The following is a 21,714-nucleotide window of genomic DNA, read 5'->3' as shown; positions in this document are numbered from 1 at the left end:
AGAATATCTGGGTCACCCGATTCGGCGGTAAATGGGGCAAGGTGTGGATGTTCTTGCGCCGCGTGATGCATATCCTGCTTTATTTGCGAAAGTGCTTCCCGATAGAAGTCTTCAAAATTCTTCATATTTACGACTGTTTGTTTTATATTCAACTGTTAATGTGAATTTATATTTATATTCGACAAATATCAAGATTGATATTTTAAAGATATGTAAATCTCACTTCAAAACAGTCACTGATGTGAATTTTATCGGTGTTTAAGTAACATAATGATTTAAGTTATTTCAAATAGTTTGATTTTATGAAGTTTGCCTTAATTAAGTTATGGCACCATGATAGTTAGATGTCATAAGCTGAAATTAATAGTTAACTAATAGTTGAGAGGATAAATAAATGTGACGTTCCATTATTTTGGTTGGAGACTCGACTTCGCATGGCGGCAAGGTGCTGGCAGGTGATGGCGGTTTTGATGTGTTAGGGAAGAAAGCGGCCCGGGTGGGGGATGCTGTATCCTGTCCAAAATGTGGTGGTAATCAAACTATCGTGGAAGGGACGCCGGGTATAGTCAGCTCTAATGGGCAAATGTATGCCCTAGAGGGGATGAAAACCTCTTGTGGGGCGACATTGATTGCTTCGCAAAGTCTATTTCAGGCATAGGATGGCGGTAAAAGGTAATACTTTGCCTGAAATAGAGCGAATTGGTTCAAATACGGATGCTCAGTTCTTCATTCTCTTTTTATAAACTCCCGGGCTGACGAGGGGGATTTCGGCCTGACATGTTGGTTGTCGCACTGCGGATGTTTTGACCAATTACATCGATGTTAGCCTGAAAGGGTGGAAATGGCAGAGTAATACCCTGTTTGTGGAACTCTTGCAGAATAAGCTGGTGGATTTCATGGCGGACCGGCATCCGGTGCCCCATTTCAGCAGCATAGATCCGTAGCTCAAATATCTGGATGCCGTGTTGCAGATCGACCAGATACACTTCAGGTGCCGGGTTATCAAGGATCATCGAGCAGCGTTTAGCCGCAGTTAACAGGATTTGGGTGACTTCTTCGCTGTTATTTTCTGCCGGCGCAGGAATTGTCAGTACGACACGGGTGATGGTGTCAGACAATGACCAGTTAATAAACTGTTCAGTGATAAAGGCTTTGTTAGGAACGATAATCTCTTTCCGGTCCCAATCTGAAAGCGTCGTTGCCCGTGTATTGATCTTGGTGATGCTGCCGGTCAGATTGCGGATAGTGACGGTATCACCGATACGGATGGGCTTTTCAAACAGGATCATCAGGCCAGAAACAATGTTGGCGAAGATCTCTTGTAAGCCAAAACCAAGCCCAACCCCCAGTGCGGCAACCAGCCATTGCAGTTTTGACCATTCAATACCAATCAGCGAGAAACCGACCAAGCCACCAATCAGCGTAATGGTGTATTTGGTTAGTGTGGTAATGGCAAAACCGGTACCTGGGGCCAGTTCCAGATGCTGCAATAAGGCCAGCTCAAGCAGTGCAGGCAGGTTACGTACTAGCTGAGTTGTGATAATAATCACCAGTATGGCGATTAATACTGAGCCCATTGTGATGGGTTGAACCGTTTCTACATTGTTTATTGTTGTAGTGACATCCCACAGGCGGATATTTTCCAGGAATGAGAAAGCTGAATGAAGTTCTGACCAGAGCCAAATCAGTGAAACTAGCGCAAGCATGGTTAGAATTGAGCGTACCAATCCCAGGGATTGAGCACTGATTGCATCCAGGTCAATAATGGGTTCGTCAACTTCAATGGAACCTTCGATACTGCTTGAACCCGTTGAATCATCTTCTCCTTTGGCGCGTTGGGCCAGAATTTCCGCCCGCCGCTGTTTTGCTCGTTCAAAGGCAATCCGGCGCCGCTGAATCAGCATCCAGCGCCGGATAATATGGTAAATAACCAGCAGGAAGAACCAGATAGCAACAGAAGTTTCCAAACGTCCCAGTAATGCCTGCGATGTACTGAAATAGCCCAATATGGAAGCCAGAGCCGCGATTATTGGCGCAGAGAGTAAAATCCACCAGAGAGCAATATTGATAACATTTTCACCGGAGCCATTTTTATCCAGATAGAGAGGGACTCTTGCCCGTTTCAGGCTGCTGGTAATCAAGCTTAAGGAGACGCACAGTATCAGGAAACAGAGCCTGCCAAGTGTGGAGGCAAATTCTCGATCACTGTAATGTTCGAAAGTGATTAATGCCATCACCAATGGCACGATGGCAAAGATAGAGAGTTGGTAGAATCGCAATGCGCGTTTGACTCGTTCTTCCGGCCAGCGAAAATGGGCAATGAAGAGTCCATTTGGATGTGCAAATGTCGCACTCAGCATAAAGATCCATAATACGGGAGTCGTCGCACTGACTCCATAACCAATGGCGATCGCCATTGGATACTGCCAGGCACTTTGCAGCCCATAGCCGATCGCGGACCAGAGCATTGGCAAAGGTAACGCGACAATAACCGACCAGAACACGGTACGCAAAGTAAGGGAGAAATGATCATAGGTTACTTTGCCGATGCGGTTACTCGCGCGCTCAAGAAATGCGTGATAGTGGCGGAGAGAACCGATGCTGAATATGACAAGAAATAGCGCGCCAAGCAGATATAGCAGTGTATCCTGAGTGGTCAGCATGACGATTAGAGCACCACTTAACTGGGAGAAAGTATCCAGTGATAATAAGCGGGTCAGATCCTGCACAACACTAATAGGGTAATCGAGCGAGACAGGATTAACATCCGCGACCCAGAATAGATAACGGTGGGTGGCTTCTTTTACTTCTGTTAGTGCATCGTTTAGCTGGTTGGTAGAGACTTTCAGTTTGGTTAGTTCAAGAATCTCACTGTCATAACCCGATAATAATGAATTGAGTAATTCTTTGCGGGTACGAATCAGGGAATCGTAAATCCGCTCTTGTTCGGCCGTCAGTGCAACGTTGTTTGCCTGTGTTGGTTTTGTTTCTTTCTGTAACTGTTCCAGCATATCTTCGTATTTCAGCCGATCGACCCTGAATTTGACAATATTCCGGTCAAGTTGCTGAGGTTTAGATAGGTCGGGCAAACGGGCAAGCTGAGTTCGAAGTGCTTCTCCAAGCGTTGTGGAGCCTCCAAGCCATTGAGCCTGTTCACGAATGGTACTCAATGCTTGCCGGACTTGAATAATATCACTGGCGGCCTGGCGTTGTTTTGAGCCGATGGTATTCATTCGTTGTGCTTGCTGATTTAGCTCCTGAGATAAATGACGGTTCAGTTGTAATTCATCAAGCAGAAATTTTGGTAGCTGGCCACTTTGTTCTGCCAGCATTTCTGTATGTTCTAGAGCTAATTCTGCTTTTTGCTGGCGTTGGGCGTTAAGCTGACTGCGGAGTTTTTGCAGCTCAAGATCAAGTCGCTGATAACGCTTTTTGAACAGATCAACTCGCATACGGGAAATTTCTTGCCGGTTATTGGCAGAAAGTTGAGCTATTTCCAGTTCATTAACTGTAGCTTTGTGAGCGTTTACTTCGGCTTGAGCTAAAGCAAATTGGGCTTCTCCTAACGGAGTGGCAGGTGTTTCTAATGATTGAAGGCGAGAGGATGCTTCCGTCAGAAGGCGTCGTGCTTCTGATTGTTGTTGCGGTAATAATCCAAGGGAGTCGCTGATTTCCCGTCCTTTGTCCTGTTCTTGCTGTAATTGTCCACCTTGGTCCAGTAACCGGCTGCTGATCTGAATGATTTGCTGCTCAAGATTTGCAATTGGCTGGTTAGCCGGAATTTGGCGGGGAGTATCACTTTCAGCAAGTAATTTTTGACGGAGCTCTCTGATTATTTTTGGAAAATCATCAATAGTAGCCTGATATTTCTGTGTTCTGTCGTTAGCCGATTTCGTATCAGCAATCCAATTGAGCGCTCCTTGGAGCGCCTGAGCAACTTCTGCATCCTGCGGATTTTTACTGGATTCAATTTGTTTCAGTTCTTGTTTGAGCTGGTTTTCATCAAATTGAGTAGTAGCAAAAACCGGACTAATAATGAGCAGGCTAAGTAATAAGCTGATAATCAGGCGCACGATAGAGGGCTCTCCTTGGAAGGGGGATTAGCTTATGTTATCAGTAGGTTCTTCAGGTATTATCGCCAGGGCTAATAGTTCACCCATGCGGGTTGCTGAACCACTGCTTAAGCTCCCGGCTAACTGCACCTGATTTGCTGCGAACAGGTTAATAACGGTAGAACCCAGTTTGAAGCGCCCCATTTCTTCACCTTTCTTTAACGAGACCGCGCCGGTTGTACCCGCGTCAGGGTAGGCCCAGCGTTTGATAATACCTTCCCGTGGTGGCGTAACCGTCCCACTCCAGGCCATTTCAATACTACCGACGATAGTTGCACCAACCAGAATTTGTATCATTGGCCCAAATTGAGTATCAAACAGGCAGATGACTCTTTCGTTACGGGCGAACAGGTTTGGCACGTTGGCGGCAGTTAACGGATTGACAGAGAATAGATCACCTGGAACATAGATCATCTCTTTCAGTAATCCATCGCAAGGCATATGTACACGGTGATAATCTTTTGGTGATAAGTAAGTCGTTACAAACTGTCCATCACTGAATATATCTGCTAATTGATGATTGCCGGCTAGCAGGGCTTCAAGGGTATAGTGGTGCCCTTTGGCCTGAAGAATCTGGTCTGTACGGATATTACCTAATTGACTGATAATGCCATCAGCAGGTAGTGCTAATTGATGTGCTTCGCTGACAACCGGGCGAACATCTTCTTTTAATGGGCGGATAAAGAATTCGTTGAATGTCGTATAGGCTAAAAACTCAGGTGCCTTCGCTTCATTCATATCCACTTTATAAACACGGGCAAACGCCTTGATTGCCAATTGAGTCAGCCAGCCAGCCTTTTTATTTGCAAACCAGCCCGCCAGATTCGTAATTCCCTGTTTAGGCAGTAAATAATGCAACCTGATTTTAATGTTATCCAGCACGTCAACCTCTTGGATGTTATTTTATCGGCAAAATTAGATAAAAGGGGGCTATTGTACCCGTCCTTTTATTTAATGTCAGTTATACCCTTCATCTTTCAAGTTGCTGCTTTGTTGGCTGCGTTCACTTACCCCAGTCACATAGTTATCTATGCTCCTGGGGATGCGTTCACTTGCCGCCGCGCTGCAACTTGAAATCTATTGGGTATAGCTATCGTTATCTGTAAACATCTTACGTGGTTTAATTTGGTCCATGCTATCGAGAATACGGTGATAATTCTCAAAACGTTCTTCGGTTATTTCGCTATCTTCTACTGCTTTCCGTAATGCACATTCTGGATCTTCCCGATGTTTACAATCACGGAATTTACAATTTCCCAGATAATCGCGGAATTCGACGAAACCCTGAGTTATCTGTTCTGGGGTTAAATGCCACAGGCCAAACTCCCGTACACCTGGAGAATCAATCACATCACCGCCATATGGAAAATGATAAAGGCGGGATGCCGTGGTGGTGTGTTGACCTAAACCGGAAGCTTCTGAAACCTGATTGACCAGAATTTCTTTTTCATCTTCTGGTAGCAGCGTGTTCAGTAAACTTGATTTACCCACTCCGGACTGACCGGTGAAGATGCTGATTCTGCCTGCGAGCATCTTTAGTAATTCTTCCATACCTTCGCCAGTATGGCTTGATAACTTTAATACTCTGTAACCAATATTATGGTATGTGGACATGACTTCATTGACCCACTCACGGCTTTCTTCGTCCAGTAGATCAATTTTATTTAGTACAATCAATGGTTCAATGCCCAGTGTTTCACAGGCAACAAGGTAGCGATCGATAATATTGAGTGAAAGCTCAGGGAGAATGGCTGACACAATAACTATCTGGTCAATGTTGGCGGCGATAGGTTTAATGCCATCATAGTAGTCAGGGCGTGTCAGTACCGAAGTCCGCTCGTGAACCGCTTCAACAATGCCATTTACTTTAACATCTGTTTGCGTTTGCAGCGAAGGACGCCATACCACCCGATCACCGGTGACTAATGAACGGATCGTTCTGCGAATATTACAACGTTGTATAGAACCGTCTGCAGCCTCTACATCAGCATGTTGGCCGAAACGGCTGATAACCAACCCTTCCTGGGGTTCACCTAACTGGCTATCATCCATTTCAGGTTTATTATCCTGTTTTTTCAGTCTGCGCTGATGATTTGCCTGTACCCGCCGTTGCTGGCCTTTGGATAATTTATTCTTAGCCACCGAACCTCACTTGTTCCATATTTATCGCTGCTATTTTTTAAAAGCGCTATGATACACCATTAATAAGAACTATCTCTCCAACCTAGGATATAACATGTCAAAAAGTGAGCACAATCTTATCTGGATAGATCTGGAAATGACGGGTTTAGATCCAGAGCGGGATCGCATTATTGAAATTGCGACAATTGTCACCGATGCAAATTTGAATATTCTGGCTGAAGGGCCGGTCATTGCGATTTATCAGTCTGATGAGCAACTTGCTCTGATGGATGAATGGAATGTGCGTACCCATACTGGCAGTGGGTTGGTTGAACGTGTTAAAGCAAGCAAAATAGATGATCGTGCGGCAGAGAAGGCGACGATTGAATTTCTGGAACAATGGGTTCCCGCGAGGGCTTCACCTATTTGTGGTAATAGTGTTGGTCAGGATCGGCGTTTTCTGTTCCGTTATATGCCGGCGCTGGAGGCCTATTTTCACTACCGTTATCTGGATGTCAGTACACTGAAAGAATTAGCCCGTCGCTGGAAACCGGAAATCTTGGCGGGATTAAAAAAGCAGAATACGCATCAGGCATTGGATGATATCCGCGAATCAGTGGCTGAATTAGCGTATTACCGGGAACATTTTATTCAATCGGAATAAGAAAGTTTTATTTTGTCCTCTGTTGGCTATGATAACGTAAGCTCAGTGTGATGATTATTAATCCGCATTGGTGTTTATTAAATCGCCATTTGACCGAAAAGTTTGTTTTTTTGCGTTGAAGGGACTTGCGAGCGCAACGATTTTTCGTATAATGCGCTCCCCATACCGATGAAGAATTTTGTCAGGTATGGCATACTGAAAGATATGCGGGAATAGCTCAGTTGGTAGAGCACGACCTTGCCAAGGTCGGGGTCGCGAGTTCGAGTCTCGTTTCCCGCTCCAAATTTCGGTTTGTCATCAGTATGTTATTTCAGGTTATAGTTAGCCAATCAGCGACGCGGGAATAGCTCAGTTGGTAGAGCACAACCTTGCCAAGGTTGGGGTCGCGAGTTCGAGTCTCGTTTCCCGCTCCAAGTTTTCAATCAGGCTATGATTAGTCAGTCAGTAATGCGGGAATAGCTCAGTTGGTAGAGCACGACCTTGCCAAGGTCGGGGTCGCGAGTTCGAGTCTCGTTTCCCGCTCCAATTATCCTTCCATAGATATCTATTAAAGTCTTTAGCCAATCGCGACTTTTAAGTCCCATGATTTTCAATAGTTGATGTAGATTAATCTTGACGAACATCTTTCTTGGCAAAATGAGGAAGATGATTAGCGTTATACCCGCAAGAATGAATCTGAGACTTGCTGACAGTAAGGGCGGCGTTTCGACAGAAATGTAGCGACCTGCAACAAATGTCCTGCTCCAGATGATGGCGACAAGAGACAGCTTGATGTAGGTTGAATGCTAGATAGTGTCGTCATAAAATTCCTAACCAAAGAGCGAGACAGCGGATCTAAACACGAGCAAGAAATGAGCCACTATTTTTGGCATAACGGGTCGCTATACCACAGCGTTTAAGATGGAGGAAAGCATTTTCAACTAATGATTTAGGGTTAGACGCTGATGAATTTTTTGAACCGTGGAAAAAAGTCTATGATTTATGGTTTGATGCGGATGATGAAAACTATATACATGTTTCTGATTTTGTCAGAAAAACACAATCTATTATAGCTGGACGTGCCGCTGATTGTATCGGCATGTCCCAGTGCGGGAATGCAAACTGCTCGACCGATCCATTAGGCGATAAGCGACGTTCAAAACGTCTTGTTCAAATTGCGGCTTCGCTTGCTGACCTTTTTGCCCGTAAACCCATCGGCTGGGCAATGTCCTTCTCACCGGACTCTGGGCTGACAAAGAAATCCCTTACAATGGCTTGGGAGTCAAGGGGAAAGCCGCCAGCGAAATTGTTGGGATAGCAGTCCAATGGAGCGCTTCTTCAGGAGCTTAAAAAGTGAATGGGTTCCTCAAGAGGGATATCCGAATTTTACGGAGGCTTTCCACTCAATCACGAGTTATTACAGCCAACTTCGCTCTCATTGGTATAGCCATGGGCTAACACCCAACGAATCAGAACGATGATTTTGGAAAACCTCTCAGGTTGTGATCAATTTTTATTGACCACTTCAAAAGTCGTGTCCATCCATAAAAATATTGTTTACATTACAATGAATAAGACGTTTCAAAAAAAACATTGACAAATTAACTTATCGTATTACGATAAATAATTATCGTTAAACAAGATGCTGATAACCATGAACAACAAACTTATCAACGTAATGATTCTTATTACACAATTACTCATTGTGACACTAGCTGTGTTGAATGTTTACACTTGGTTTAACAAAAGTTATAACCCAAGCGGTTTAGGTTTTTTTTTGGCAGACCGAATTAGAGCCAATCCAGAATTCCAAATTTTGTCGATAAAATCAGGTTTTTTATGCGCTTTACTTTCAACAATTCCAATAATTTTGTTAATAACAATTCTGCATAAAATTAAAGTTTTCTACACTAGCGTAATTGAAATGAAAATTTTTAGTCTCGCTAATGTGAGGTCTCTGAAAAAAATCTCTCTCTATATCTTCTCATGGGTTGTGATAGATTTCTTGTCAGTTCCGCTGACATCTTATTTGCTTACATTAAATAACCCACCGGGTGATAGGTTGATAATGATTTCATTATCTTGGGGGCAGGTAATGGGGCTGTATTTTAGTGGGTTTGTGTTTATTTTTACTAACATATTAAAGAGTGGATTTAATATTAAAAATGACATTGATTCGATTATATAGGTGAAAAGTGACTATTGTGGTTAACCTGGATATAATCCTGGCTAAAAATAAAATGACATCAAGAGCTCTAGCTGAGAAAATTGGAATCACTGAGCAAAACCTGTCCATTTTAAAAAATGGGAAAGCAAGAGGAATTAGATTTAACACGCTTGAGAAAATATGTAAAGTTCTAGATTGCCAACCCGGTGATATTCTTCTATATGAAGAGTAAAGCCTTTCAATTACATGAAAATAAGGTGTTTAATATGACTATGTTATTTAAAAAAATATACTTTTTCCTTATTCTGACTTTATTTATTCCTGCATTAACTTATGCAGAATCTAACAACCATGAGGCTAAGTATGAAAAGAAAGGAGCAATTACACATTGTATCAACTATCTGCCTGAAAATGGGAAAAAATACACTATAAACTTAAATGTTACAATTGATGCTACAAAAGGAAATCCTAAATCTAGCGGTGAGCTTTTAATAACTGATGACACGCAAAAACCTTTACGTGATATCGACGAAAAAGAAATAGCTAAATTTAAACATTGTTTAATAAATGATATATTATAACATGTGATGTAATGAAAGCCTGTCTAGCATTGCTAGCAGGCTTTAACTGTAGAGGTCAGCATGACTAAAAATATAAATAGGTCTAATACAGATAGATTTGAATGGGATGGTAATGCTTATTTAGTTAACACCTTTAATTCAAATGTAATTTATATTCTGTCATTTTTAGTTATATTCATGATTATTTACCTGATGTTTTTTTGTTCATTTGCCAAAAGGATTGAAATTGAAGGGGAAGTGGTTAGCACGCCAAAATCATTAAACATAAAAACTAATAGTTATGGTTTCATAAAGAATGTATTTGTTCATAATGGAGCGCTTGTTAATAAAGGTGATAAATTAGTATCTATAGATTCCAGTTTTATAACTAAGGAAGGAAGAGATGTTAATCTAAAATTAAATAATGTATCTAACCAAATAGAGATTATCAAAAAATCAATAGCTAATCGTGAAGAATTGTCTACAAAAAGAATTTATGCGTTCAATTAACAAGTATCTCAATACAAACTATTATTAAGTAAAACAACAAAAATTGAAATCGATATTCAAAACGGCTTGTCCAGCTTTGAAAATAATAAAAAATCTTTTGAGGATTTTCTTAAAAAAGGACTAATAACAAAAGAACAGGCAGTAATTCAGAGCTATAATTATTATCAACAATATGGCCTCTATCAATCGATTTTTATGCAGAGGAATGATATTGTTTCGAAAATGGCTGAGTTAGAAGAGAAAGAAGAGGAAGAAAAAAACGATAGTGAAATATTTATAAAATCTAATTTGTTAAAAATAATTGATTTGCAAAATTACTTAAATGATCTTGAGATAAAAAATGAACAGATAGTGGTATCACCTATTAATGGCATAATTGAATCATTAAATACATCACAGGGTGAACAAGTAAATACAGGTGATGTTCTCATCCAAGTTAGTCCATCAATCAAAAAGCACAATATTATAACATGGGTGCCTAACTATGTAATTCCATATATTAAAGTGAATGATCAAGTAATAATACGGTATGATGCTTTTCCTTATGAGCAATACGGTCAATTTGTTGGAAAAATAGAATCTATCTCTAATCTTTCTGCTACCGATGATGAAATATCTAAGTATAATTTAAAGCCTTATAAGAATATCGATTCCCTTTCTTTTTATAAAGTATTAATAGCGGGAACTGAATCTATGATAGAACTTATTAGTCGAATCCGCCATTGAATTCTATTAAGGAAACATATACCGAGGTATTTATTCGTGGCCTAATAGACCTAATAATGATAAGCACCCTTATTGTTATGATGTTTGTGTATGGAAAATGGTTAATCCTTGTTGTATGTGGTTTTTCTTTTTTATATGCTGTATTAAGAATAGCAACCTACGATTATTATCAATCGTTAGAAAGTAATAAAATAACAACAAACGCCCAGAATAACTCACACATAATGGAAACTTTATATAGTTTACTGACAATAAAGTCTTTAGGTATTGAAAGAATTAGAAAAAATAGGTGGATGAACTTACAAATAAATAACAATAATGCTAATATAAGGGCTGATAAGTTTAATATGCTATTTTTGGAAATAAATGCACTAACGGTTTCAATAGAACAAGTTATAGTTCTTTTTTTATCGGGTTCTATGGTTATAGAACATGAAATGACTATTGGTATGTTTATAGCTTTCAATTCATATCGAGGTGTATTTTCAGACCGTTTTTCAAATTTAGTTAATGTTTTTCTTCAATTTAAGATACTGAGTCTGCATGGAGAGCGCGTTAGTGAAATTGCCTTTCAAAAGAAGGAGGAAATAACGGAAGATATTAATGATAATTATGAGGTTATACCCAGAACAATTGAAGTAAAAAATATCAATCATACATATGATAGTTATAATTATGTATTGGAAAACATATCGTTTAAAATGGATCATGGTGAAAATATAGTAATCATTGGTAGTTCAGGGGCAGGAAAGTCTACTTTAATGAAAATAATGGCGGGTCTGATTAGACCAACAAAAGGAGATATTTTAATTAATGGAATTTCAATTTATAAAATTGGTTTGAATAATTATAGAAACATGATTGCTTGTGTATTACAAGAAGACAAATTGCTCTCAGGTTCTATCGTAGAGAATATAACCTGCTTTAATACTAATTATGATATTGGTTTTGCTATAGACTGTGCAAAAAAATGCAACATTCACAACTTTATTAAAGATTTGCCACGCGGTTATTTTACGAATATTAGTGAATTAGGTAATTCTTTATCTGGAGGTCAGAAACAGAGATTAATGATTGCTCGTGCCTTATATAAAAAACCAAAAATTCTATTTTTAGATGAGGCAACAAGCCATTTAGACGATGAAAACGAAAATATAATAAACCTTTCTATAGGCAACATGCAAATAACGCGAATTATGATTGCGCATAGGCAATCAACAATCCAGTTTGCTGATAGAGTTTTTCGAATTTGAATGAAATATAAATTTTGTTGAAAAATCTGGTAATGCCTCCCATTAGTTTAACATACGTTTTTTGATGAAAGCGCTGATGACCTTTTCATGTAATTCGACAGAGCGCGAAAAGCAGATGGTTTTGCGGGTAAGCTGTTTGATTCGAGTTCTCTGCGTCAGGTTGTTACGCTTAATGCGCTGAGTAAAGATTTTTCCGGTCAGATGCTTATCTTTCGGCACTTTTCTGGCATAACCCCAGTCAGCGCTGGTAATCATGCCGATACTAAAAGGGGACAGTAGAGAGAGTAATTTCCGGCAGGTTTCATTGGTTCATGGCCCGTATCACATTGACGGTTAAAAAATTCCGAATGGTGGGTTCGACAGTTTCTCAATTGACAGACTTCGTTGCTAGGTAGGCGTAGGATCATCAGAAAAGATGGCACTTTCAACGCTATCGATGGGGTGTTGTTTTGGCATGTATTGGTGTGACTTTTCGTTAATGACCTGAAGCCTTATGGCTTCAGGTCGGGTTGCTCAATACTGATAGTCGACTATGATCGTATTGTAGTGAGATGGGTAAACAGGGTAAGTTCCTCCGGTCAGAATCCCGCTAATTCTAAAGGAACCTTTGGCATCATTGCCAATAAAGGCATTTGTGGAGCCATTGAGACTGCCGGAGACATCCAGGCATTGTGATGGGGTGGAAGAGTATCTTGGGGTGTAACAAACGTTAAAAGTCTGAGTTGTTGCACCATTGGCATACAAGCCTATGTTCCAGGATACTGTCGTGATAGTTGCTTTTGCCGGTACCGAGATGGGTGTGTTAAAGAAGTTTGAGTTGGTGGAGTTTCCACCATAAACGTTTGGAGCACGAATTGTTTGTGACCAATTGCTGGTGGCGGCAAAGGACGTTTGAGCTGCGGTTAATACTAGAAGACCTACTGCAATTTTGGTGAATCTTTTCATTTTTCGATCCTCATTGCTAGATAGTTATTTTACTGTTATCTGTATGCAACAACTGCGCGCAATCCGATATGAAGAGAGTCTCACTGCAATAACCTGGGATCAAACGCAAGCTTTCGTTGGATGTTTAAATCTGTGCGGCGACTCTACAGTTATTGTGTAATGTCTATCCGTAAAGAGTTACTGCCTGGTTGTTGGTTTCCTGTTTTTCTTTGCATAAGCCACCTTATATTTCGGTAGTGTGTGCCTGCGATAGTAATCTGTTGTAAATGGGCGAAATCAATTTTGATTTATCTTCGTCGTTTGGCTCAGGACACGCAGGAAGGAGAAAGGCATAATCCTTTAGCCCCCAAAGTTTTTTCAACTTCTGCTTGCCAAACTTTTGAGGGTGGTACATAATGCACTCCTTTCAACGACGATCTATTTAAAAATCTCTGTTGAATCAATGAGTTAAGTGGGATTCAAACGATTTGCTTCCCTTTCCAAGTTTCTTCCTCAATGATAATACTCGCTTATTTTGATTCGATTTTTGGGCTGTAGGGTTCGGTGCTGATTTCTATTTTTTATCCACAGAATAGAAAGTGATTCCCTGGTAAATAAGTACGACACCTTAAAATTACCACACAGACTTATCCACAGGCTGTTTCTTTCGGATTTTGCTGATCTTACATTTTATAAAATCAATATTTCTTCTGTAAGTTATTGATAATTTTTCGGAATAGTCCTTTGTTAAGAAATGTCATACTGATCACTTGCGCTTTTTTTGAGTATTGATCAGCAAGGGATTTTTATTTTATTCACAGGAAAATTATTTGAATTTTTTTATACACTGCCAGGATGGCTAATAATTAAGCATCTCTGGGTAAGCCTTTGGTTATCGCTCGGATAAGCCGTTTTTGTTGAGAAGTTTGTACATTGACAGTATTGGTTGCCCGGCGAGTCATTTGTTGGTCAATAGCCCAATGAATATGCTCATCAAGCATTGTGTTTAATCCTAGTTTCTGTTGCAGAGACAGAACGATGTTGTCTTGATATGGCGCGTTTCCCAAGGCAACCGCAATATTGCGTAACCAGCGTAAATGCCCGATACGGCGGATTGCAGAACCTTCTGTTATTCGCAGGAATTTTTCTTCACTCCAATTGAATAAATCCAATAATTCCGGCGTATGTAATGCTGCCCGGGGGCTGAAATCACCTTCATCTGTTAGTTGGGAAAAGCGGTTCCACGGACAAATAATCTGGCAGTCATCACAACCATAAATGCGGTTTCCCATCAGTGGGCGAAATTCTTCAGGAATAACACCTTCCAATTCAATCGTGAGATAAGAAATACAACGGCGAGCATCAATGGTATAAGGAGCGATAATTGCACCTGTTGGGCAGGTTGTCATACAGGCCACACAGCGGCCACATTGTTCTTCCTGTCGCGTGTCTACAGGTAGGGGAAGGTTTATCAGTAGTTCACCAAGAAAGAACCATGAGCCGGCTTCTCTATTAAGGATAAGCGAGTGTTTACCAACCCAGCCTAATCCGGCCTTAGCAGCGAGTGGGCGTTCCATTATTGGTGCGGAATCAACAAAAGGCCGGAAATTAAGGATGCCCTGATATTCGAAGTCATGGCAATAGTCTTGAATTTGTTCACCCAGTTTCTTCAGACGCTGGCGCAGTAGTTTGTGATAATCTCTTCCCAAAGCGTAACGGCTTATATAACCGAGTGCAGAATCACTGAGTGTGCTGGCAAAAGAGGCTTTGGCAGGGAGATAATTCATTCTTACACTAATGACGCGTAATGTTCCTGGCAGCAGTTCATTTGGGCGGGCACGCATCATACCGTGGCGTTTCATCCATGCCATTTCACCGTGATACTGTTTATCCAGCCATTCCTGGAGCTTCGGCTCTTCTGCTGATAAATCAATATCACAAATGCCAACTTGCTGGAAACCAAGAGAGAGGCCCCATTGTTTGATGCTTGTGACCAAGAGATTGAGATCGAGAGAAGTTGCCATGGCGGAAATTAGTTTATGCTGCAAGGAACCGCAGTATAGCATAATCTGTTGCAGGCCAAAAATAGTGAGTCCGGCAGTGAAACAGAGCAGAAGATGTTAAATGTTGATAATAGAGTTGTGTTAGGGTTATTGTTTTAGCTGATGAATTCATAAAACAACAGATATTATTCGATGAAAGAACTTGTTTTATCACTTCAAGATGAAGAGGCAACGGTTTCCCTTGGAGGCGCGGTTGCGGCTGCCTGTAATCATGGCAGTGTCGTTTATTTATATGGTGATTTAGGCGCGGGTAAGACGACATTCAGCCGTGGTTTTTTGCAGTCTCTGGGTCATCAAGGGCATGTGAAGAGCCCAACCTACACTTTGGTTGAACCTTACGCTTTAACACCGAGGCCAGTTTACCATTTTGATCTTTACCGGTTAGCTGACCCAGAAGAGTTGGAGTTTATGGGAATTCGTGATTATTTCCATCAGAATGCCATTTGTCTGGTGGAATGGCCTCAGCAAGGAGAAGGTGTGTTACCGGAGGCAGATATTAAATTACATTTGAGTTACCAGCCCGAAGGGCGACAGGCACATTTTATTGCTTTATCTGAATATGGTGAGAGCTTGTTGGATAATTTGAAATATTTATGAGGGATAACCCGACCATGATGCACCCTTTAGTTGCAAAAATGATAAAGAAATGGCAAATCAGTTTTATGATAATTTGCTGGCTGTTTATCATGATGAGCAGTTTAGTGGTGGTAACAGCGACAGCGGCGACTTTATCCAATATTCACGTGAGTAATAGTGTCAGTGAATCCAAAGTGACGATGGTTTTTTCAGGTGGTCGCCCTGATTACAGCTTTTTCCCGTTGCATTTACCCGAACGTTTGGTGGTAGATATTCACCAGCCAGGAAATATTATTGGTTTGCCAATGAATTTGCCGGGACTGGATTTAGTGAAGAAAATTCGCGCCAGTCAGGCACCTGATGCACAAAAAAAACGTATTGTGTTTGAACTAAATAAAAAAGTTAAAGTCAACTCTATAGTGCAGCAGTCGGGTGGTGAATATCGGGTTATTTTTACCTTGCGGGCTTCCGGTATAGCTGTCAGTAATCCTGTTTTCAGAGAAAGTTCACACGTGGCAGCAAGTAAATCAGTCATTGCTGATAATAAACAGCCGGCGACAAAAAAGGCGACTCCACTAATGACTCCCAAGGGGAGTCAGCGGGTTGTTGTTGCGATTGATGCGGGACATGGCGGACAAGACTCTGGTGCGATCGGGCAACATGGACTGAAAGAGAAGAATGTCACTATTAGTGTTGCGCGTAAATTGGAAGTGCTATTGCGTAATGATCCTATGTTCAAACCTGTTTTGACCCGTAACGGAGACTATTTTATTTCTGTTGCAGGTCGTTCTGAGGTTGCGCGTAAACATAGCGCAAATATGCTGGTTTCTATTCATGCTGATGCTGCACCTAATCGCAGCGCCCGTGGTGCTTCTGTCTGGGTACTGTCAAACAAGCGTGCAAACAGCGAATTGGGTAATTGGCTTGAGCAGCATGAGAAACAGTCTGAATTACTAGGCGGTGCAGGCGATGCATTGGCAAATGGCGCAGATCCTTATCTAAGCCAGGCGGTACTGGATTTACAATTCGGTCACTCTCAACGGGTGGGTTATAATGTTGCAGTACAGGTTTTGAATGAGTTGCGCAAAGTTGGTTCATTACATAAACGCTCGCCAGAACATGCCAGTTTGGGTGTGCTACGTTCACCGGATATCCCTTCAATTTTGGTAGAAACAGGATTTATCAGTAACTCAGCGGAAGAAGCATTACTTGGTTCCAGTGATTTTCAGGATAAGCTGGCAAGCGCTATCCATCGGGGATTGCGCAACTATTTTCTGGCCCATCCATTACAGGCTGCACCTAAAACAGCCAGGAAGTAAAGGTTAACTATGGCGATCAAGATCTTACCTCCTCAATTGGCAAACCAAATTGCTGCTGGCGAAGTAGTAGAACGTCCTGCATCAGTAGTAAAGGAGTTGATGGAGAATAGTCTTGATGCTGGTGCCAGCCGCATTGATATTGAAATTGAACGCGGTGGAGTAAAACTTATCCGTGTCCGTGATAATGGTTGTGGAATCAATCATCAGGATCTTGCTTTGGCACTGGCTCGTCATGCCACCAGTAAGATTGCCACACTGGATGATCTGGAAGCGATTATCAGTATGGGATTCCGCGGAGAGGCGCTGGCCAGTATTAGCTCAGTTTCGCGTCTGATATTGACTTCCCGTACTGAAGAGCAGAATGAAGCCTGGCAAGCCTACGCTGAAGGACGGGATATGGAAGTCACAGTGAAGCCGGCTGCCCATCCGGTAGGCAGTACGGTTGAAGTGTTAGATCTGTTTTATAACACTCCCGCGCGGCGTAAATTTCTGCGAACAGAAAAAACAGAATTTGGTCATATTGATGAAATAGTCAGGCGTATTGCGCTAGCGCGTCTGGATGTATCAATCAATTTGCATCATAACGGCAAGTTGCTTCGCCAGTACCGGCCAGCAAAAGATGAATCACAGTATGAACGACGTTTGTCTTCCATTTGTGGTGCCGCTTTTATGCAACAAGCGCTTGCTCTTTCCTGGCAGCATGGCGATTTGTCCATCAAGGGATGGGTTGCTGATCCGATGAATGCGACGGCGAGTGGAGAGATTCAATATTGCTATGTTAACGGACGAATGATGCGTGATCGTTTAATTAATCATGCTATCCGTCAGGCTTATCAAGATTTGATCCAGGGAGAACAGCAGCCGGCTTATGTTTTGTATCTGGAAGTCGATCCGCATCAGGTGGATGTGAATGTACATCCGGCGAAACATGAAGTTCGCTTCCATCAGGCCCGTTTGGTACATGATTTTATCTATCAGGGGGTAACCGCTGTATTAAAACAGCGCGGAAGCGGCGCTGAACTGGGTATGGCATGTTGTGAACCTGCTCCGGTTTGGGAGCCGGAAAACCGCCCATCAGCGGGCGAAAATCATTTTTCCCGGCAAAATACCGCCGCATCTACGGCAACTTCATCACCAAAAGAGGCTTTGTCAGGCAGGAGTGGTACAGGTTTTCCCCGCAGTGGTGAAAACCGTCAGTATCATGGGGACAATTATCAAAAACCTCAGGGTGAGTTGTATCAGAAGTTGATGCAATCTGTACCGGAACCCGAAGAGAAAAGGGAGCTGTTCCCGGCAAGAACCTCTCCTGTTATGGCGGAAAAAGTGACGTCTGTTCCTGTTCAGGTTAAAAATAATAGTCATAGTTTTGGTAAAGTATTGAGTATATATCCGCCATGTTACGCTCTGATTGAATCTCCGTTAGGTCTTGGATTGCTATCTTTGCCAGTCGCCGAACGTTGGTTGAAACAAGTACAGTTGACACCAACGGAGCAAGGACTGAAACCACAACCACTTTTGATCCCGCTGAAACTTGCTCTCAGTAAGGAAGAAGCGAGCGCTTTAAATCGTTATAATGACTTATTAGGCTCTTTTGGTATCGAAGCGTCTGTATCTCATGGAAAAGCAACACTACGTGCTGTATCGTTACCATTGCGCCAGCAAAATTTGCCCAAATTAATTCCTGAATTGTTAAACTATTTGGCGCAGCAGCCATCAGTATCGGAAGAACAGATTGTAACTTGGCTTGCTCGTCATATTGGCAGTGAGCATGAAACGTGGAATGTTGCTCAGGCAATACAGTTATTGGCTGATGTTGAGCGGCTTTGCCCACAACTGGTAAAATCTCCACCAGATGGGCTATTACAATTAATTGATTTACAAGCAGTGGTGGCATCCCTTACTCATGAGTGATCAGAAAGCTCAATACCTGCCAGCGGCAATCTTTGTTATGGGGCCGACGGCCTCAGGCAAAACTGCCTTATCTATCGCTTTGCGTCAGCATCTTCCTGTGGAACTGATAAGCGTTGATTCTGCGTTGATTTATCGTGGAATGAATATTGGTACCGCTAAACCAACAGCAGAAGAGCAAGCGTTGGCACCTCATCGTTTGATCGATATTCTTGATCCTTCTCAGCCTTATTCTGCGGCTGATTTCCGTCGGGATGCATTGGGGGAAATGGCAGAAATTACCGCTTCTGGTCGTATTCCTCTGTTGGTTGGCGGAACGATGCTTTATTTCAAGGCATTGCTTGAAGGTTTATCGCCTTTGCCTTCTGCTGATCCGGCTATTCGGGCGGAGATAGAACAGCAGGCGGCAGAACAAGGATGGAATGCATTGCATCAGCAACTACAGAAGATTGACCCTGTGGCGGCGTTAAGAATTCATCCCAATGATCCACAGAGGCTTTCCCGGGCACTGGAAGTTTTTCTTATTTCAGGTAAAACTCTTACTGAGCTGACGAGATTGTCAGGAGAAATGCTTCCTTACCGTGTCCATCAATTTGCTATTGCGCCGGCAAAGCGTGAGATCCTTCATCAACGTATTGAAGCGCGTTTTCATCAAATGCTTGAATCAGGATTTGAAGAAGAAGTTAAAGCACTTTATGCTCGTCATGATTTGCATGTGGATTTACCTTCTATTCGTTGCGTTGGTTATCGTCAGATGTGGTCCTATCTTTCCGGCGAGATTAACTACGATGAAATGGTTTATCGTGGTATTTGTGCAACACGCCAGTTGGCAAAGCGTCAAATAACTTGGCTCAGAGGTTGGGAGCCTGTTCATTGGTTGGAGAGTTCTCAACCTGAACAGGCTTTAAGCACAGTTATGCAGGTTGTTAGTGCATAGGTTTATTGATTGTGTACAATTGATGAGTACCAAAGCGCAATTTTTGAGTAGTTTATTTTTTCGAACCTCCAGGTTCTTAGTTAAAAACAACAAAATAAGGAAAATATAGAATGGCTAAGGGGCAATCTTTGCAAGATCCGTTCCTGAACGCATTACGGCGTGAAAGGGTCCCGGTTTCTATTTATTTGGTCAACGGCATCAAATTGCAGGGGCAGATTGAATCTTTTGACCAGTTTGTCATTTTACTGAAAAATACGGTTAGCCAGATGGTTTATAAACATGCCATTTCGACTGTTGTACCTTCCCGCCCGGTTTCTCATCACAGTAGCAATACGGGTGTAGGGGCAAGTGTCGGTAATTACCACTCTGGTGGGGCTTCCGCTCCGGCAGCACAACAGGAAAGTGATGGCGCTGAATAAGCTTGAGAACGGTAACAAAATGCAGAAAAACATAGGTAGGGAGACTTTACCTATGTTTTTTCCTATAGTTTTTTACTCAGCCTGAGAGGTCTCACCTTTGTTTGAGCGTTATGAAGGCGGTGAACGAGCCGTTGTGGTGCACATTTTCTTCTCGCAGGATAAAGACACAGACAATCTCAGTGAGTTTGAATCACTGGTAACCTCTGCTGGTGTGGCTCCTGTTCAAATTGTTACAGGGAGCAGAAAAGTACCTAATCCGAAATATTTTGTCGGAGAAGGTAAGGCTGAGGAGATTGCGGAGGCTGTACAGGCTAGTGGTGCTGATGTTGTGCTGTTTAATCATACTCTTAGCCCTGCGCAAGAGCGTAACCTTGAACGGCTCTGTCAGTGTCGGGTGATCGATCGTACCGGTGTGATCCTAGATATTTTTGCTCAACGGGCGCGAACTCACGAAGGGAAGTTGCAGGTAGAGCTGGCACAGTTACGCCATCTTTCTACCCGTCTTGTCCGGGGATGGACTCACCTTGAACGTCAAAAGGGTGGGATTGGTCTAAGGGGGCCGGGGGAAACTCAGCTAGAGACAGATCGGCGTTTGCTGCGGGATAGGATCCGCCGGATTCTGGGCCGCCTTAGTCGGGTTGAGAAGCAGCGTGAACAGGGGCGTCAGGCGCGGAATAAGGCGGATATACCGGCGGTTTCTCTAGTGGGATATACCAACGCCGGGAAATCGAGCTTATTTAACCGTATGACTTCCGCTGAGGTTTACGCGGCTGATCAGCTGTTTGCAACACTGGATCCAACGTTGCGGCGGATTGGAGTTGATGATGTTGGCACGGCAGTGTTGGCTGATACTGTTGGTTTTATCCGTCATTTGCCTCATGATCTGGTTGCGGCATTTAAAGCGACATTGCAGGAAACCCGGCAGGCAACACTATTGCTGCATGTTGTTGATGCTGCGGATAGTCGCCTGGACGAAAATATTACCGCGGTTGACAGTGTACTGGAAGAAATTGAAGCTCATGAAATTCCGGTACTGCTGGTGATGAACAAGATTGATATGCTGGAGGACTTCACCCCGCGTATTGATCGCAACGAAGATAACTTACCGGTCAGAGTTTGGTTGTCGGCGCAAACCGGTGAAGGTATCCCGTTGTTGTTACAAGCGTTAACGGAGCGTCTTTCGGGTGAAATCGCACACTACGAATTGCGCTTGCCGCCAGAAGCGGGTCGTTTACGCAGCCGCTTCTATCAACTTCAGGCAATAGAGAAAGAGTGGGTAGAAGAGGACGGCAAAGTTGGTATTGAAGTGAGAATGCCGATTGTTGACTGGCGCCGTCTGTGCAAACAAGAACAGGATTTGTTTGATTATATCGTCTGATGTGCTTGTCAGATGAATATCTGAAAACTTGTGTGATTGAGAGCGGGCTTGTTTACAAGCGGCTCTTGGCCTGAAAAACCAATCATAAAAGAATGGAG

19 protein-coding genes, 3 tRNA genes and 4 pseudogenes are annotated in these 21,714 nt (G+C 42.5%); 18 read left to right on the top strand and 8 right to left on the bottom strand.

Translation table 11 applies throughout. The annotated features are described in order from the left end of the window. Positions 1 to 412 precede the first annotated feature (412 nt). Entirely contained in the window at positions 413 to 658 is a 246-nt protein-coding gene (locus ACGF7G_RS07325; protein ID WP_387464475.1) for a PAAR domain-containing protein, read from the top strand. 79 nt (positions 659 to 737) lie between these two features. Here the strand turns inward: ACGF7G_RS07325 and mscM are convergent, their stop codons facing one another. The 3 genes from mscM to rsgA all read right to left on the bottom strand — a co-directional run bounded on the left by mscM (position 738) and on the right by rsgA (position 6,254). Further along, entirely contained in the window at positions 738 to 4,073 is a 3,336-nt protein-coding gene (gene mscM / locus ACGF7G_RS07320) for a miniconductance mechanosensitive channel MscM (protein ID WP_387464473.1), read from the bottom strand. A 27-nt stretch (positions 4,074 to 4,100) separates the two neighbouring features. Continuing rightward, entirely contained in the window at positions 4,101 to 4,994 is an 894-nt protein-coding gene (asd, locus tag ACGF7G_RS07315; RefSeq protein ID WP_387464472.1) for an archaetidylserine decarboxylase, read from the bottom strand. 195 nt (positions 4,995 to 5,189) lie between these two features. Next, positions 5,190 to 6,254: a small ribosomal subunit biogenesis GTPase RsgA gene (rsgA, locus tag ACGF7G_RS07310; protein WP_387464470.1), complete on the bottom strand. Its 1,065-nt coding sequence runs from the start codon at positions 6,252 to 6,254 to the stop codon at positions 5,190 to 5,192. Positions 6,255 to 6,348: 94 nt separating this feature from the next. Here rsgA and orn point away from each other — a divergent pair, with 94 nt between their 5' ends. The 4 genes from orn to ACGF7G_RS07290 all read left to right on the top strand — a co-directional run bounded on the left by orn (position 6,349) and on the right by ACGF7G_RS07290 (position 7,422). Further along, entirely contained in the window at positions 6,349 to 6,897 is a 549-nt protein-coding gene (orn, locus tag ACGF7G_RS07305) for an oligoribonuclease (protein ID WP_387464468.1), read from the top strand. 206 nt (positions 6,898 to 7,103) lie between these two features. Further along, positions 7,104 to 7,179: transfer RNA gene (locus ACGF7G_RS07300), tRNA-Gly, on the top strand. 55 nt (positions 7,180 to 7,234) lie between these two features. After that, positions 7,235 to 7,310 (top strand) — tRNA-Gly (locus ACGF7G_RS07295). A gap of 36 nt (positions 7,311 to 7,346) precedes the next feature. Next, a tRNA-Gly gene (locus tag ACGF7G_RS07290) sits at positions 7,347 to 7,422 on the top strand. Between the two features lie 71 nt (positions 7,423 to 7,493). Here the strand turns inward: ACGF7G_RS07290 and ACGF7G_RS07285 are convergent. Both ACGF7G_RS07285 and ACGF7G_RS07280 read right to left on the bottom strand, forming a co-directional pair. Then, a pseudogene (locus ACGF7G_RS07285) lies at positions 7,494 to 7,664 on the bottom strand (EamA family transporter); the annotation flags it as partial. Positions 7,665 to 7,731: 67 nt separating this feature from the next. After that, positions 7,732 to 7,827 (bottom strand): annotated as a pseudogene (locus tag ACGF7G_RS07280) (IS5/IS1182 family transposase); the annotation flags it as partial. A 229-nt stretch (positions 7,828 to 8,056) separates the two neighbouring features. On the opposite strand from ACGF7G_RS07280, the pseudogene ACGF7G_RS07275 reads away from it, so the two are divergent. The 7 genes and pseudogenes from ACGF7G_RS07275 to ACGF7G_RS07245 all read left to right on the top strand — a co-directional run. Next, a pseudogene (locus ACGF7G_RS07275) lies at positions 8,057 to 8,357 on the top strand (IS3 family transposase); the annotation flags it as partial. Positions 8,358 to 8,530: 173 nt separating this feature from the next. Beyond that, positions 8,531 to 9,064, top strand: a complete 534-nt coding sequence (locus tag ACGF7G_RS07270) for a DUF2975 domain-containing protein (protein WP_387464466.1) — start codon at positions 8,531 to 8,533, stop codon at positions 9,062 to 9,064. Positions 9,065 to 9,071: 7 nt separating this feature from the next. Further along, positions 9,072 to 9,275: a helix-turn-helix domain-containing protein gene (locus ACGF7G_RS07265; RefSeq protein ID WP_387464465.1), complete on the top strand. Its 204-nt coding sequence runs from the start codon at positions 9,072 to 9,074 to the stop codon at positions 9,273 to 9,275. Positions 9,276 to 9,309: 34 nt separating this feature from the next. Further along, on the top strand, positions 9,310 to 9,624 hold the full coding sequence (locus ACGF7G_RS07260) for a hypothetical protein (protein WP_387464463.1): 315 nt from the start codon (positions 9,310 to 9,312) through the stop codon (positions 9,622 to 9,624). A gap of 60 nt (positions 9,625 to 9,684) precedes the next feature. Continuing rightward, the gene (locus tag ACGF7G_RS07255; protein WP_387464462.1) at positions 9,685 to 10,113 is read left to right on the top strand and encodes a biotin/lipoyl-binding protein; all 429 of its coding nucleotides are present in this window, start codon (positions 9,685 to 9,687) and stop codon (positions 10,111 to 10,113) included. Between the two features lie 66 nt (positions 10,114 to 10,179). After that, the gene (locus tag ACGF7G_RS07250; protein WP_387464460.1) at positions 10,180 to 10,839 is read left to right on the top strand and encodes an HlyD family efflux transporter periplasmic adaptor subunit; all 660 of its coding nucleotides are present in this window, start codon (positions 10,180 to 10,182) and stop codon (positions 10,837 to 10,839) included. Beyond that, on the top strand, positions 10,836 to 12,092 hold the full coding sequence (locus ACGF7G_RS07245) for a peptidase domain-containing ABC transporter (RefSeq protein ID WP_387464458.1): 1,257 nt from the start codon (positions 10,836 to 10,838) through the stop codon (positions 12,090 to 12,092). Before ACGF7G_RS07250 ends, ACGF7G_RS07245 begins: the two co-directional genes overlap by 4 nt. Before the next feature lie 42 nt (positions 12,093 to 12,134). On the opposite strand, the pseudogene ACGF7G_RS07240 reads toward ACGF7G_RS07245, so the two are convergent. From ACGF7G_RS07240 to queG, 3 genes and pseudogenes are all read right to left on the bottom strand, one after another. Beyond that, positions 12,135 to 12,401, bottom strand: a pseudogene (locus ACGF7G_RS07240) (IS1 family transposase); the annotation flags it as partial. A gap of 204 nt (positions 12,402 to 12,605) precedes the next feature. Beyond that, complete coding sequence (locus ACGF7G_RS07235) at positions 12,606 to 13,037, bottom strand: flagellar protein FlhE (protein ID WP_133813873.1); 432 nt, start codon at positions 13,035 to 13,037, stop codon at positions 12,606 to 12,608. An 845-nt stretch (positions 13,038 to 13,882) separates the two neighbouring features. Next, entirely contained in the window at positions 13,883 to 15,040 is a 1,158-nt protein-coding gene (gene queG, locus ACGF7G_RS07230; protein WP_133813872.1) for a tRNA epoxyqueuosine(34) reductase QueG, read from the bottom strand. A 171-nt stretch (positions 15,041 to 15,211) separates the two neighbouring features. On the opposite strand from queG, the gene tsaE reads away from it, so the two are divergent. The 6 genes from tsaE (at position 15,212) to hflX (ending at position 21,616) form a co-directional block, all read left to right on the top strand. Further along, positions 15,212 to 15,676 (top strand): tRNA (adenosine(37)-N6)-threonylcarbamoyltransferase complex ATPase subunit type 1 TsaE, encoded by a 465-nt coding sequence (gene tsaE / locus ACGF7G_RS07225; protein WP_387464456.1) that lies wholly within the window; start codon positions 15,212 to 15,214, stop codon positions 15,674 to 15,676. A 14-nt stretch (positions 15,677 to 15,690) separates the two neighbouring features. Continuing rightward, on the top strand, positions 15,691 to 16,974 hold the full coding sequence (amiB, locus tag ACGF7G_RS07220) for an N-acetylmuramoyl-L-alanine amidase AmiB (RefSeq protein ID WP_133813870.1): 1,284 nt from the start codon (positions 15,691 to 15,693) through the stop codon (positions 16,972 to 16,974). 9 nt (positions 16,975 to 16,983) lie between these two features. After that, on the top strand, positions 16,984 to 18,885 hold the full coding sequence (mutL, locus tag ACGF7G_RS07215; RefSeq protein ID WP_387464454.1) for a DNA mismatch repair endonuclease MutL: 1,902 nt from the start codon (positions 16,984 to 16,986) through the stop codon (positions 18,883 to 18,885). After that, on the top strand, positions 18,878 to 19,819 hold the full coding sequence (gene miaA / locus ACGF7G_RS07210; RefSeq protein ID WP_387464453.1) for a tRNA (adenosine(37)-N6)-dimethylallyltransferase MiaA: 942 nt from the start codon (positions 18,878 to 18,880) through the stop codon (positions 19,817 to 19,819). Before mutL ends, miaA begins: the two co-directional genes overlap by 8 nt. A 110-nt stretch (positions 19,820 to 19,929) precedes the next feature. Further along, entirely contained in the window at positions 19,930 to 20,238 is a 309-nt protein-coding gene (gene hfq / locus ACGF7G_RS07205; protein ID WP_023044707.1) for an RNA chaperone Hfq, read from the top strand. Between the two features lie 97 nt (positions 20,239 to 20,335). After that, positions 20,336 to 21,616: a ribosome rescue GTPase HflX gene (gene hflX / locus ACGF7G_RS07200; protein ID WP_387464452.1), complete on the top strand. Its 1,281-nt coding sequence runs from the start codon at positions 20,336 to 20,338 to the stop codon at positions 21,614 to 21,616. The last annotated feature ends 98 nt before the right edge of the window (positions 21,617 to 21,714 follow it).

Source organism: Photorhabdus sp. RM323S (genome assembly GCF_042879375.1).
In the GTDB taxonomy this organism is placed as follows: domain Bacteria; phylum Pseudomonadota; class Gammaproteobacteria; order Enterobacterales; family Enterobacteriaceae; genus Photorhabdus; species Photorhabdus tasmaniensis.
Note: the sequence above shows the minus strand (reverse complement) of the source record. Positions and strands in the feature narration are given on the sequence as shown.

Coding starts and splice junctions, on each gene's coding strand:
- orn (WP_387464468.1), top strand. CDS start 6,349: ATGTCAAAAAGTGAGCACAATCTTATCTGGATAGATCTGGAAATGACG.
- ACGF7G_RS07270 (WP_387464466.1), top strand. CDS start 8,531: ATGAACAACAAACTTATCAACGTAATGATTCTTATTACACAATTACTC.
- ACGF7G_RS07260 (WP_387464463.1), top strand. CDS start 9,310: ATGACTATGTTATTTAAAAAAATATACTTTTTCCTTATTCTGACTTTA.
- ACGF7G_RS07255 (WP_387464462.1), top strand. CDS start 9,685: ATGACTAAAAATATAAATAGGTCTAATACAGATAGATTTGAATGGGAT.
- ACGF7G_RS07235 (WP_133813873.1), bottom strand. CDS start 13,037: ATGAAAAGATTCACCAAAATTGCAGTAGGTCTTCTAGTATTAACCGCA.
- queG (WP_133813872.1), bottom strand. CDS start 15,040: ATGGCAACTTCTCTCGATCTCAATCTCTTGGTCACAAGCATCAAACAA.
- tsaE (WP_387464456.1), top strand. CDS start 15,212: ATGAAAGAACTTGTTTTATCACTTCAAGATGAAGAGGCAACGGTTTCC.
- amiB (WP_133813870.1), top strand. CDS start 15,691: ATGATGCACCCTTTAGTTGCAAAAATGATAAAGAAATGGCAAATCAGT.
- mutL (WP_387464454.1), top strand. CDS start 16,984: ATGGCGATCAAGATCTTACCTCCTCAATTGGCAAACCAAATTGCTGCT.
- miaA (WP_387464453.1), top strand. CDS start 18,878: ATGAGTGATCAGAAAGCTCAATACCTGCCAGCGGCAATCTTTGTTATG.
- hfq (WP_023044707.1), top strand. CDS start 19,930: ATGGCTAAGGGGCAATCTTTGCAAGATCCGTTCCTGAACGCATTACGG.